Consider the following 11781-nt stretch of genomic DNA (forward strand, 5'->3'; position numbering starts at 1 on the left):
ATCAGTACCACACTCGTTGGCTTCCAACGCCGTCGATGGTCACATCGACATAATGGGGTTCGGATCGCACATTCGGTCGCGCCGTCGGATAGCCCATGCACTGCATGTGCCGGCCATCCCGCTGCCAACGCGCCGATATCACCAGCCCATCGTCTCTTGCGCTGCCATCACGACCGGATGCGCAATAGCTGCCGTCAACCTTGGAAAGGGTTCGCGAAACGCAGGTCTCCTGTTGACCGCGCTCGCCATAGCGTGTCGTCAGGCGATAGCTGTCACTGCAGAAATAGGGCTCGTAACCGGGACGCGATGCCCGGAAGCCGACACCGCTGCAGGTGGGAAAGGAATGCCCCTTGGCAAGCTCCTGCCAGAGCTTGCTGATCGGCGGATGGCAGGCGGCATATTGTGTAGGTCCACCCGGATTGGAAAGACACAGGATAACCTGACATCCCCAATCATCGGCGCGCGCATGCCGCTCGGAAATGAGGTATAAAGGGATGGAGCCGGCAATGGCGAAGATTGTTCCAACCAGAAGGCGTTTCATCAGCATGATCCTTCGATGTGGCGATATCAAACGATCCGTCCGGCGACGAATCTGGCGTCGTTCGTAATTTATACTGAATTATATAATGCAGTTAAAAAGATGACAAGTACCCTAACCACGCAGTGGCACAGTCTTTCGTTTGCAGCCTTCATCCTGCACGAAATCATGGATAATCCGCAGGAAGACGAGACACCGCAATCCAGGCTGAAGCAGGTTGGCATGATGAGTGTTCTTTACATCATGAACCAAGCTCATCAGGCACTAACTATCTCAAATATAGTCGAAATTACGAAGCTCACACGTATGGGCGTGACGGAGACAATCGAGCCGCTGGTGAAACGTGGGATCTTGACCGAGACGTTCGTGAAGAATTCCATGGGGCGCGGCAAGGCCCGTCAATTTGAGATCGCGCCGGAGATTTTCGAGAAGCTACGGAGCTTTCAGGCGCGGTAATTGATCATCTCAGCGGCCGAATCAAACTGAATCAAAATAATCAATAAAAACCGAGAAGGGTCCAAACAAAGAGACTATGCTGATCGGCTTTACTCACTCTTTCGTAAGCCCGGTAGCTTGAACACATAGCCAGCTGCATGGACGGTGCGAATGACAGCACCACATCCGGGCAACTCTCCCAGCGCCTTGCGCAAGCGGCCAATGTGAACATCCACGGTTCGCGGCGTGACTTCGGCGGAAGCCGGCCAAGCCGAAGCAATCAGTTCGGAACGGCTGCAGAGCTGTCCCTCCCTGTTCATCAGATGACGTAGAATATTGAACTCGATTGGCGGCAGCGCAAAGTCGTGACCGTTGCAATGTATTCGGCGACTGTCGACGTCGACTTCCAGGTCGGCGAAAGCCAGCGACGCGACCATTTTTGAGTGGGCCGTTTCCATGGCCTGTCCCGTCGCCTGCATGAGAGATGTCAGCAACTTCTCCGGTGAAAGCGGCCTGAACAGGAAGTCATCAACACCGGCTTGCAGCAAGGACAGATGAAGGGGCTGCGCTTCGCTTCGTAAGAGCGCAATCAGGCGGACCTCGTCGTCATGTGTGGTGGCTCGCCTGATTTCGCCACATATGGAAACGGCATCTTGGGTTTCGTGGGTGCAATCGAAAAGGACTGCGCACGGCGAGCGCTCCGTGCAGGAGGCCAGAACATCGTTTGCGCTGCAAGCCACGGAGGGGATAAAGCCTTCCGTCTTCAGAATATAGCTAAACGGCAGGAACAGCTCTGCATCGGAGGTCCAGATGATGACTTCGTTGCAGGCCGCCACGTCGAAGCGCTTGAAGCCGGACGCGCCGGACCGTGTGATGGCTCTAGGCTGGCGCATATTCGCCCCCGTTGATATCGAGGATAGCACCATTAACGAAGCCCGCGTCCTCCGACGCCAGGAAGGCAACGGCAGCGGCGATGTCCTCCGGCGTTCCCAATCTGGCAGAAGGAATGCGTCCGACCGCGTCCCGATTGGCTGGCGTATTGGGATCGCCAGTCAAGGGCGTCAAGATCCTGCCCGGTGCCACGAGATTAACGGTTATGCCGAAAGGACCGCACGATCCGACAAGCGAGCGCATAAGACCGGCCAGTGCTGCCTTGCTGGCGGCGTAAGCGCCACCGGCGATGCGAGGGCGTGTGCGCCCAGCGAGCGAACCGATCAAAATGATGCGTCCGAATCCCGTCCGTCGCATTCCCCTGACGACCGCCTGGCAACATAGCATGGTGCCGGTCAGATTAACGGCCAGCACTTCGTTCCATTCTTCCAGCCCAACGTCCTCGAACCGCCGAGGACCAGCTGGGCCTTTCGGCGATATCCCGGCATTGCAGACGAGAATTGCGGCATCTCCCCAGGTCGATGAAAGCTCTTCGAAGAAATTGGCAACAGCCACAGGATCCGACAGATCGACAACTCGGCCCAAGACCCGTCCAAATCCGAACTCCGCGGAAAGCGCGGCAGTTGCGTCGGTCACAGTTTTAGCGCTGTGACTGAAGACGGCGACGCAATGCCCCGCCGCCAATAGCTTTCGCGCCGTCGCCAATCCGATACCGCTCGTCCCTCCCGTCACGACGGCGATGCGAGACGGCTCAGGCATCATGCCGCCTCATCTAAGCCGGCAAACAAGGACAAAGCCGGATGAGCCTCAGGATCGGTCATGACCTCGATAAACAGCGGCCCCTTGCCTGTCAGTCCACCCTGTAGATGAGCCGTGAGCTCGGCTGGATCCTCAACGCGCACTGCCGGGCATCCGCAGGCTTGAGCGATCCGCATATGATCGACAGGCGCAAAATGGCACGCCGATGTGAAGCGCCCGAACTTCACGGTCTCGGCATCCCGCTGGAAACCGAGGATACCGTTGTTGAGAAGGATAATGGTGATGGGAAGATCGGAGCGAACCATGGTTTCCATCTCCGCCCAGCTATGGGCAAACCCGCCGTCGCCGACGATGGCGACCACCGGATGCTCGGGTCTGGCTGCCTTTGCGCCAAGAGCCAGAGGCAGGCCCCACCCCAACCCCGCAAGACCGCGCGGCGTCAGGAACCGCATTCCTGAAGTAAGCGATCGCAATTGGCCGACGACCCACATCGATGAATAGCTTGCATCCGCAACGACGGTCGTCTGCGGCGTCAATGACGCCTGCAGTTCTGCCATGATGCGTTCCGGACGGATCGGCGACGCAGTAGCACGCACGAGGTGATGCCGATCCTCATCGAACTGCCGCCAGCACTCGGCTATGCGGTCGATAACAGCGGTCCGTTGATCTCGACGTTGGGATAGATCTTGCGCGTTCAGGGCATGAACGAGCTCTCTGAGTGTCTCACGCGCATCCCCGACCAGGCGCAGCGCCTGATAATTGCGGCCGATTTCCTGAGGGTCGACATCGATGTGGATCACCTGAGCACCAGCAGGAATTTGCCGCCAACTATCCGTGCCGTTCTGATTGGTTCGCGTTCCAATCAGAATGACAAGGTCTGCGTCACCGACCAGAGCAGCCGTATGGCGTCCGAGCGACCGCGGACCCACGAGCGATCCTAAGACGCCGGCCGAAAGCGGATGATATTCATTCACCGCGCCCTTACCCATGTTGGTAGTCAAAATTGGGAGTACAGCCAGATCCTGCAGCACGGCCAGTTCATGGCAGGCATCGCTACCAAGGACACCGCCGCCCGCGACTACCACGGGATTGTGGGCATTCGCAATCAACTCCGCTGCCCTTTGCAAAGTCGCGCGATCAGGGGACGATCGATCAAGCGGCCAATGACCGAGATTCAGAGAGCGTGAGGGCGTTTTGACACCAAGCTCCGAGCGTAACAGATCGGCGGGCAACAACAACGCAACCGGCCCGGGTCGACCGGAGGCAGCGGCAGTGAAGGCGGCATCAACATAGTCCTCGATTCGCTCCGGGACCATGACCCTGCGCACCCATTTCGTGCAGGATTGGAAGAGCGCGATATGGTCGAGCTCCTGAAACGCGTTCCGATCCATCTGATCGCGCTCGACTTCCTGCACAAGTGCTACGATCGGAACGCTCGCCTTCAGCGCTTCGGCCATCGGGGGCACCAGCAGCGTGGCAGCCGGACCATTCTGCGCAGCCACCACGCCGATCTTTCCGGATCGTCGAGCATAGCCATCGGCCATGGCGCCGCCCATATTCTCCTGCCGGTAAGCGACCTGGCGAATGCCTGCCGCTTCAGCAGCCAGGATCAGCGCTGATGGTAGGCTCTGGGCAAATATATGGGTAACGTCATGACGCACCAGCGAGCGAGCCAGGCATTGGGCGACAGTTTCCAAGGACTTCATGGTCATGCGATTGCTCCAGCAAAATCGGCTTCGTAGGTTTCGAGGAAATCGCCGAAGACTTCGACGATCAAATCAAGGTCGGTATTCGTCATTGCCGTGGAGAGGCAGGCGGCGGCTCCAAAGGGCAGGAGGATATCGAGCTGACGGAAATGGCTTGTCAGATTGGTCATCCAACTGTTCTGTTCCGGTGTCGGGAAGGCTTGCCGATAGTCACGGGGCATCTGCCGCTTTGGGTGGATGCGAAAAAGCGAAGCCGAACCGGTGACGATAAATGGTGCGTCATGGCGCATGATCGCCGCAGAAAGGCCGTCGCGCACACGCGCACCCATTTCATCAAGACGCTCGAAGCTTGCCGAGGTCAGTGCCTCCATGGCCACCCTTCCTGCGACCATTGAAACCGGATTGGCCGAAAAGGTGCCACCCTGTGGCAGCGCTGGCCTTGCGCCCAAGCTTGCGAAGACCCCCATCACCTCCTTGCGACCACCAACCGCGCCGACTGGAAAGCCCCCGCCGATGATCTTTCCGGCAGCAATAAGATCCGGCACGAGCCCAAAACGTGCCGATGCGCCGCGATATCCCTGCCGCAGATTCAGCACTTCATCGGCTACGACGAGAACGCCATATTGCCGGGCAAGATTGGAGACGGCTTCGATGAAGGCTGGCTCAGGGGCGAGCAAACCTGCCCTGCTCGGCATGGGATCAATCAGGATGCAGGCAAGGTCGCCGCCCGACGCGGCCAACCTCCGTTCCAGACCTTCGACATCATTGAAACGGATCACATCGACCTCTTCGGCAACACTTTCCGGCGCGCCGGCATAAGAGGTCGTGGATGCAGGGGCGTCCGCTGGTCCCCAGGACGCCGGCGACGCGCCCTGGCTTACCTCGGCCCAATCATAGGCACCGTGATAGGCTCCTTCGACGCGGGCTATGCGCGACCGCCCGGTAAAGGCGCGGGCTGCCTTGATAGCGAACATGACGGCCTCGGTGCCGCTATTGACGAAACGAATATGCTCGATTGCGGGAATGCGCCGCACGAGCAATTCCGCCAACCCCAGCTCGTGCTCCGTTGGATTGGAAAAGCAGGTTCCTTTCTGCAGCAGATCTGCAATTGCGTCGGCGACGGGCAGGTAACCGTGACCATGGATCAGCGTTGTAAAATTGTTATTGAGGTCGAGGAGCCGATTGCCGTCCACATCGACCAGATAGGCACCCTCGCCACGGGAAATGTACGTCGGCAGAGGATCGCGCTCGACGGTGACGCGCGTGGTTCCATCAGGAAACACGATCTGCCCACGCTCGAAGAAATATTGCGAGCGCGACCTGAGCGCCGTCCGTCGAAATGATGGAAAATCCTGATGAAGCATGCCTTGCCCTCTCCATGCAGAGATGCGCGTTCGCATCCCGTTCACATTTTTGTTGCAACAAAAAAACATGGAGAGAAGAAAAGTGCAACATAAATTGTCAGCGGCGACAGAGATTCCTTTGATCGCCGTCTGCGGTGATTTTTTTCATCTGACGAAATCCATCACGAATGTCGCTCTCGATGGCGGCGCGGGCAGCGGCCGCATCCTTTTCAACAAGCGCCTCTATCGCGGCACGGTGATTGCGAGCACCGTAGCGCGTCTCGGAAAATTCCGGGTAGAGGCCATTGAATGACGCACCAACCCGCAGCCAAAGAGTCTCGATCACCTGCAAAAGATAGGGCATACCGCTCAGACGGTAGATCGCAAAATGGAATTCCTTATTATGCCAAAGGGCGTCGAAATACCGCTTTTCATCCAATGCGGTGTCAATTTTCGTCTGAAGTAGCTCAAGTTCCTCGATCGTCGCCTCGTCTGCAGCCTTGACGGACAGCGCCGCCGCAAGGCCCTCCAGGGCCAGGCGCATCTGCGTAATCTCCTCGAGATCCGACAATCTTAAGTGGGGAACGATGACGGTTTTCGGGCCTGAATAAATGAGCGCCCCATCGATCACCAAGCGGTTGATGGCATCACGAGCGGGCGTCGTGCTGACATCGAGCATTTCCGAAAGCGCACGAATTGTGAGCTTGTCTCCAGGAGAAAAAGCACCTCGGATCAGTCGCTCCTTCATGTTGCGATACGCCATTTCGCCCAATCGATTGGGCTGATGCTGCTGGTGCCCTTCGTCTTCCGGTGCCATTTCCATTAAAAATTTCTCCAATTTCCTTTGACAAGCGTTTATTTTGTTGCAACAAAAATGAAAAGCGACATACTTGCAAACATTATGTGACATTAAAAGTCATAGCACTTTCGCAAATTTCCGTCTTCCCAAAGTTCAACTCGGGAACCGGACCAGAAAGCCAAGCGATCGGTGAACAACTCGCTACGCCGTCGCAAACGAACACGTTGCATAACGACAACAATAAGGAGAGGAACTTTGATTGGTGAAGCACTTACGCTGCAAGGGCTTGAAAAGCGATATGACACATCGCTTGCCGTGGATGGCATTTCACTGGCCATTCGGGCAGGTGAGTTCCTATCGATCCTCGGACCCTCGGGCTCCGGCAAGACGACGCTACTAACGATGATCGCCGGCTTCGAGAGCCCGAGCAATGGCCAGATAATGATCGGCCGTCGCGACGTTACCTATATGGCGCCAAATAGGCGCAACATAGGAATGGTGTTCCAGCGCTATGCCCTTTTTCCGCATCTGACGGTGGCGGCCAACATCGCTTTTCCGTTGCGCATGCGCCGGATGGATAAAGATCTCATCAGCCGCAAGGTTGAGGCGGTACTGGCACAGGTACATCTCGACGGCTATGGCGATCGATATCCCCATCAACTCTCCGGAGGCCAGCAGCAGCGCGTCGCCGTCGCTCGGGCAATCGTCTTCGAGCCGCCCGTTCTCTTGATGGACGAACCACTTGGGGCCCTCGACAAGAAACTGCGCGAGGCGCTGCAATTGGAAATCAAGAGCTTGCAGCAACGACTCGGCGCGACCGTCGTCTATGTAACGCATGACCAGGAGGAAGCACTCACCATGTCTGATCGCGTTGCAGTGGTGGCAAAAGGCCGGCTAGCCCAAGTGGGATCGCCGCTGGAGCTTTACCGTTCACCTGTCTCAGCTTTTGTCGGAGACTTCATTGGTCGCATGAACTTTCTCGACGGCGAATATCTCGGTCGAGATAGCGGGAACTACATGGTACGGCCAAAAGGCGGCAACGTCGTCGCTACGGCGGCTGCCGAAGATGGGGAAAGCCCCTTTGCCTCTCGCCAAGCTGTCAGTATCGCGGTTCGCCCCGAACGGTTGTCGTTAGCACCTCATGGGCGCGACCGCGGCGCCATTCTGACGGGCACCATAGACGCAACTGTGTTCGCCGGTTCGTTTTTCCTCTTCTTCGTGCGAACCCAGAACGGCGATGACCGTTTGCTCCAGATCCAGATGCCCGTCGGGCATGTGGCCGCAGGCCTTCGTCAAGGAGACCTGGTTGACGTCATCCCCGAAGCGAACGCCTTGCGGTTGTTTGCAAAAGTGGGGGGTTAATCCATGGCGTCATCCTTCGCGAGACAATCGACAGGCACTTTCCTTCGCTGGATCCTCACAGGATCGAGCCGCCACTATTCGCCATTATTGGCCATCTTGCTGATCCTGCCCCTGCTCCTCCTCTTGGCGGGAGGCTTCGTCTATCCGGTGGTCAGGCTAATCGGCATCAGCCTTTCCGGAGAAGCTCCGCTTGCCCCCTACCAGCGTGTCTTCGACAGCCCACTTTATATTCAGGTCCTAATCAGAACCTTCCGCATCGCGGCGATCGTGACCGTTGCCTGCTTTGCAATTGGATATCCGACCGCCTATGCGATCGCGCGCATGCGGGGCAAGTTGGCAAAGCTCGGAACAGCATGCTTATTCATTCCGCTATGGACCTCGGTGCTTGTCCGCTCCTATGCCTGGATCGTGCTGCTAGGTCGCAACGGCATCATCAACGACGGGCTGATCCAGCTCGGTGTTATCTCGACACCGTTGAAAATGCTTTATACGGAGGGCGCTGTCATTCTCGCGATGACGCATGTGCTGATGCCCTTCATGATCCTGCCGATCCATTCCGCCTTGCGCTCCGTGCCGAGCGCTTATGAGCAGGCGGCACGAAATCTCGGCGCCAGCCGGATCGTCGCCTTTTGGCGCGTGACCTTTCCACTCAGCCTATCCGGCGTCTTCGCCGGTTGTGTCATCTGCTTCATTCTCGCCATCGGTTTTTACATCACGCCCGCCCTCGTCGGTGGACCCGGCGCGCTGATGATGGCGACCCTGATCGGCCAGCAGACAATCGTCCTTCTGGATTGGCCATTTGCGGCCGCCCTGTCAGTCATCCTGCTTACCGCGACGTTGCTGCTGGTGCTGCTCTTTCGCCGCGCACTCTCTTTCAGCAAAGGTTTGAACAGTGTCCATTGAATCTGAACCCTTTACGCAGCGATTGGCAACACCGTCGTCCGAGGCTCGGCGGTATCGTTCAGTCTGGCCATGGATGGCGCGACATGCATCCAATTTAGTGATTGCGGCGGTGCTGTTCTTTCTCGTCCTTCCGACGCTGCTGGTGATACCGCTGGCACTCAGCGACGCCTCGTATATCACATTCCCGCCACAGGGACTGACCCTACGCTGGTTCGAGGCGTATCTGTCCGATCCCGACTGGCTGCGCTCGACCATTTTCAGCCTGCAGATCGCCGCAGTAACCACAGTGGTAGCGACGATGATCGGGACGATGGCGGCGGTTGCTCTCGTACGTGGCAAACTACCGGGCAAGGCACTGCTACAGGCCCTCTGCCTCGGGCCGATGATTGTGCCAGCAATCGTCTTCGGCGTGGCGCTCTATCTGGTCTTCTCGCCTTTACAACTGACAGGAAATCTGACCGGATTCGTCCTTGCCCATTCGGTTCTTGCGGTGCCTTTTGTCGTCATCATCGTTTCCGCAGCGCTGGAGAGAATGGACCCGTTGCTGGAACTGGCGGCCCTGAGCTGCGGAGCGGGACGGCTCAGAGCCTTCTTTGCCGTGACACTTCCCAATCTCGCGCCGGCCGTCGCGACGGCCGCGGTCTTTGCTTTCCTGACCTCCTTCGACGAGGCGACCGTAGCTTTCTTCATCTCCGACACCGGCGGCAAGACGATCAGCCGGAAAATGTTCGAGGATATCGATTTCAACCTGACACCTGTCATTGCCGCCGTCTCGGTCATCATTGTTGCCGTTTCGCTGCTTTTGATGGGTTCCATACATCTCCTGAACAGCCGCCGGGAGCAGCAGTAGCGGCAAAAATACCCGCTGCAGGCGGGACCATAAGAGGGAAACATTGATGACAAAAAGAGCAGCCATCCGGCTGAGCGGCATTGCTATGCTTTGCGCAGCCATACTTGTGGGAGAAACGCCCGGCCCAGCATTTGCCAGCGAGCAGGTCGTGATCGCCACGACCGGCGGCGCCTATGATGCGGCGCTACGCAAATGGTGGTTCGAGCCATTCACCGCTAAGACCGGTATCCGGGTCGTTTCCGTAGCGGCAACCAACGCGGAGATGCGCGCCAAGGCGACCGCGATGGTGAAAACCGGCAATGTCAGCTGGGATCTATACCCCGATGGAGAAATCCAGGTGAGCTCAAAGGATCATCTCGCGATTTCCGAACCGCTTGACGGTTTTTGCGCACAGTTTAAGGACCGTCAGGATCTCGTTCCCGATGCCTGCATCCCGGCCGGTGTACGGCTGTTTTCGACAGCCACATTGATGGCCTACGATCCGCAAACCTTCAAAGGCAACCAGCCCGTGACCTGGGCGGATATGTGGGATACTTCAAAGTTCCCGGGCGGACGCTCGTTTCCGAATTTTGACGATCCGTGGCGTGTCATGGCGGCTGCTCTTTTGGCAGATGGGGTCAAACGCGAGAACCTGTTTCCGCTCGACGTCGATCGCGCCCTTGAGAAACTTGACGCGTTGCGGCCGTCCATCTCGCTCTGGTGGAAAACCGGGGATCAGAGCGTCCAGGGGTTCCGTGAGAACGACTACAGCATTGGGCAGATCTGGCTAACGAGGGCAAGTGCCCTCAAGGCAGAAGGACGCTCAATCGCCTGGTCGAACAAGGCGGCATTTCTGGTGGGCGATCGTCTCACAGTTATCAAAGGGGCGCCCAATCGCGACAATGCTCTGAAGCTCATCACCTTCTGGTTGGATTCCCCCGACATCCAGGCCAAGGTGTGCGAGGCATTATTGTGCACGCCACCTAGTAGCGCGGCGATTACGATGATGCCGCAAGCAGTTCGCGACCAGATGCCGAGCGCCGAGGACGTGCGCGACAGCATAGTTATTCCCGATGCCAAATGGATCAACGAACACGCTGCTGAGTTGCTGGAGCGGTGGAACAACTGGGTTCGCTAAAGCAGCATAACGATGTGAAAACATTGGCTATGATCATGCGGTGCCGCGACGCTTGGAAGATGAGTGTTCAGCGATCGTGCACTGAATGAACGCTTGACGCCGACGCACCCCAATACACATCCGTAGGAGGTCCGCCTACGAGCAGAAATGCTCGAAGCTGGGCGGATCTCTCTTGCGCAATGAAGCCTCGCAAAGATGCAGAAATTGCCTCTTTGGCGTGCGCCGCTATCTTCTCGTTTGGGATTTGCGTTTATCTAAGGGCGTGGCTTACGATCGGGAGGGCCTCCGGATACGACAAATGAAGATATTGAAGATTGGAATTTCGCTGATCGTTGCCTCGATCGCGTCGACGGCGCCTGCGATGCAGCGGTTGAAATCCCACGACTAAACGCCTCCGCCCGTGGAGCCTTGAGACAATCCATCAGTGGTTGCCGAAAAACTAGAAGACTCCGTCGAATGGACATTTCGCAAAGGCATTGGCGCCTGCAGTCTCTGAGGGGAAATGTCCGCAAGCTGATTGGTGTGTATCGGCGGTATATAATGAGACGAACCACTACCTTAATGCTCTGAAGTCAAACTTGACTTATCAGTTGCTTTATAGGAACATAAAGGGAACATGCGCAGTTTACCGTGATCTATGCAGAGCAAGTTATTGAACAGGCGCCATCGAATCCAAATTCGACTTAAGGGCTGAAAAGTCTCCTCTGCTCCGCCATCCAGCTGGCATAGATCCGATATCGGACTGGCATTGTAACCGGATCGTACCTAGAACTGGAATCATCAGAAAGGGTCCCGCTCTCCATGAAGTTTAGCCTCGATCATCTGCCGGAACGCAAACGACTCGAATTATCGCGAATTGTCGAGATCGTGCATGAGGAATTCGAGGATGCGCTGAAGGAAGGCACGGCCGATTTTAAGAAAAAGGGCCGTATCCTCAAGATCATTCTCTTCGGCTCCTATGGTGCGCCGTGAAGGCGTGGGAGGTTATCATGCAATAAAGGCAACCTCCCAAACTAACTGGTTCTTGACCGGTGACTGGAATGTCACCCCTCTACAGAGAGTAGTAGACGGAAGGGGA

At 57.1% G+C, this 11781-nt stretch carries 11 protein-coding genes and 1 pseudogene; 6 read left to right on the forward strand and 6 right to left on the reverse strand.

The window, feature by feature from the left end; translation table 11 throughout:
• Nucleotide 1: 1 nt before the first annotated feature.
• Nucleotides 2-541, reverse strand: a complete 540-nt coding sequence (locus HGP12_RS11600; RefSeq protein WP_168839675.1) for a hypothetical protein — start codon at nucleotides 539-541, stop codon at nucleotides 2-4.
• A gap of 99 nt (nucleotides 542-640) precedes the next feature.
• On the opposite strand from HGP12_RS11600, the gene HGP12_RS11605 reads away from it, so the two are divergent.
• Entirely contained in the window at nucleotides 641-994 is a 354-nt protein-coding gene (locus tag HGP12_RS11605; RefSeq protein WP_095436095.1) for a MarR family transcriptional regulator, read from the forward strand.
• An 89-nt stretch (nucleotides 995-1083) separates the two neighbouring features.
• On the opposite strand, the gene HGP12_RS34620 is transcribed toward HGP12_RS11605, so the two are convergent.
• From HGP12_RS34620 to HGP12_RS11630, 5 genes are all read right to left on the reverse strand, one after another.
• Nucleotides 1084-1809, reverse strand: a complete 726-nt coding sequence (locus HGP12_RS34620; RefSeq protein ID WP_168839674.1) for a response regulator transcription factor — start codon at nucleotides 1807-1809, stop codon at nucleotides 1084-1086.
• Nucleotides 1810-1852: 43 nt separating this feature from the next.
• Nucleotides 1853-2626 (reverse strand): 3-oxoacyl-ACP reductase FabG, encoded by a 774-nt coding sequence (gene fabG, locus HGP12_RS11615; RefSeq protein ID WP_168878815.1) that lies wholly within the window; start codon nucleotides 2624-2626, stop codon nucleotides 1853-1855.
• Nucleotides 2623-4335 (reverse strand): acetolactate synthase catalytic subunit, encoded by a 1713-nt coding sequence (locus HGP12_RS11620; RefSeq protein ID WP_168878816.1) that lies wholly within the window; start codon nucleotides 4333-4335, stop codon nucleotides 2623-2625. Before HGP12_RS11620 ends, fabG begins: the two co-directional genes overlap by 4 nt.
• The gene (locus HGP12_RS11625) at nucleotides 4332-5693 is read right to left on the reverse strand and encodes an aspartate aminotransferase family protein (protein ID WP_168878817.1); all 1362 of its coding nucleotides are present in this window, start codon (nucleotides 5691-5693) and stop codon (nucleotides 4332-4334) included. Before HGP12_RS11625 ends, HGP12_RS11620 begins: the two co-directional genes overlap by 4 nt.
• 97 nt (nucleotides 5694-5790) lie before the next feature.
• Nucleotides 5791-6495 carry a GntR family transcriptional regulator gene (locus tag HGP12_RS11630; RefSeq protein ID WP_168878818.1) on the reverse strand — a complete coding sequence of 235 codons (705 nt, stop codon included), beginning with the start codon at nucleotides 6493-6495 and terminating at the stop codon, nucleotides 5791-5793.
• A gap of 231 nt (nucleotides 6496-6726) precedes the next feature.
• Here HGP12_RS11630 and HGP12_RS11635 point away from each other — a divergent pair, with 231 nt between their 5' ends.
• From HGP12_RS11635 to HGP12_RS11655, 5 genes and pseudogenes are all read left to right on the forward strand, one after another.
• The gene (locus HGP12_RS11635) at nucleotides 6727-7833 is read left to right on the forward strand and encodes an ABC transporter ATP-binding protein (RefSeq protein WP_168878819.1); all 1107 of its coding nucleotides are present in this window, start codon (nucleotides 6727-6729) and stop codon (nucleotides 7831-7833) included.
• A 3-nt stretch (nucleotides 7834-7836) separates the two neighbouring features.
• Nucleotides 7837-8736 carry an ABC transporter permease gene (locus HGP12_RS11640; RefSeq protein WP_168878820.1) on the forward strand — a complete coding sequence of 300 codons (900 nt, stop codon included), beginning with the start codon at nucleotides 7837-7839 and terminating at the stop codon, nucleotides 8734-8736.
• A gap of 73 nt (nucleotides 8737-8809) precedes the next feature.
• Nucleotides 8810-9586 (forward strand): ABC transporter permease, encoded by a 777-nt coding sequence (locus HGP12_RS11645; protein WP_168878821.1) that lies wholly within the window; start codon nucleotides 8810-8812, stop codon nucleotides 9584-9586.
• Nucleotides 9587-9671: 85 nt separating this feature from the next.
• Nucleotides 9672-10703, forward strand: a complete 1032-nt coding sequence (locus tag HGP12_RS11650; RefSeq protein WP_246703333.1) for an extracellular solute-binding protein — start codon at nucleotides 9672-9674, stop codon at nucleotides 10701-10703.
• A gap of 801 nt (nucleotides 10704-11504) precedes the next feature.
• A pseudogene (locus HGP12_RS11655) lies at nucleotides 11505-11663 on the forward strand (nucleotidyltransferase); the annotation flags it as partial.
• Nucleotides 11664-11781 lie beyond the last annotated feature (118 nt).

It is taken from the genome of Rhizobium sp. P28RR-XV, assembly GCF_012641385.1.
GTDB lineage: Bacteria > Pseudomonadota > Alphaproteobacteria > Rhizobiales > Rhizobiaceae > Rhizobium.

Bases quoted from the DNA above. Each gene is read 5' to 3' on its own strand.
- HGP12_RS11600 (WP_168839675.1), bottom strand. From the start codon at position 541: ATGAAACGCCTTCTGGTTGGAACAATCTTCGCCATTGCCGGCTCCATC.
- HGP12_RS11605 (WP_095436095.1), top strand. From the start codon at position 641: ATGACAAGTACCCTAACCACGCAGTGGCACAGTCTTTCGTTTGCAGCC.
- fabG (WP_168878815.1), bottom strand. From the start codon at position 2,626: ATGATGCCTGAGCCGTCTCGCATCGCCGTCGTGACGGGAGGGACGAGC.
- HGP12_RS11620 (WP_168878816.1), bottom strand. From the start codon at position 4,335: ATGACCATGAAGTCCTTGGAAACTGTCGCCCAATGCCTGGCTCGCTCG.
- HGP12_RS11625 (WP_168878817.1), bottom strand. From the start codon at position 5,693: ATGCTTCATCAGGATTTTCCATCATTTCGACGGACGGCGCTCAGGTCG.
- HGP12_RS11630 (WP_168878818.1), bottom strand. From the start codon at position 6,495: ATGGAAATGGCACCGGAAGACGAAGGGCACCAGCAGCATCAGCCCAAT.
- HGP12_RS11640 (WP_168878820.1), top strand. From the start codon at position 7,837: ATGGCGTCATCCTTCGCGAGACAATCGACAGGCACTTTCCTTCGCTGG.
- HGP12_RS11645 (WP_168878821.1), top strand. From the start codon at position 8,810: ATGGCGCGACATGCATCCAATTTAGTGATTGCGGCGGTGCTGTTCTTT.
- HGP12_RS11650 (WP_246703333.1), top strand. From the start codon at position 9,672: ATGCTTTGCGCAGCCATACTTGTGGGAGAAACGCCCGGCCCAGCATTT.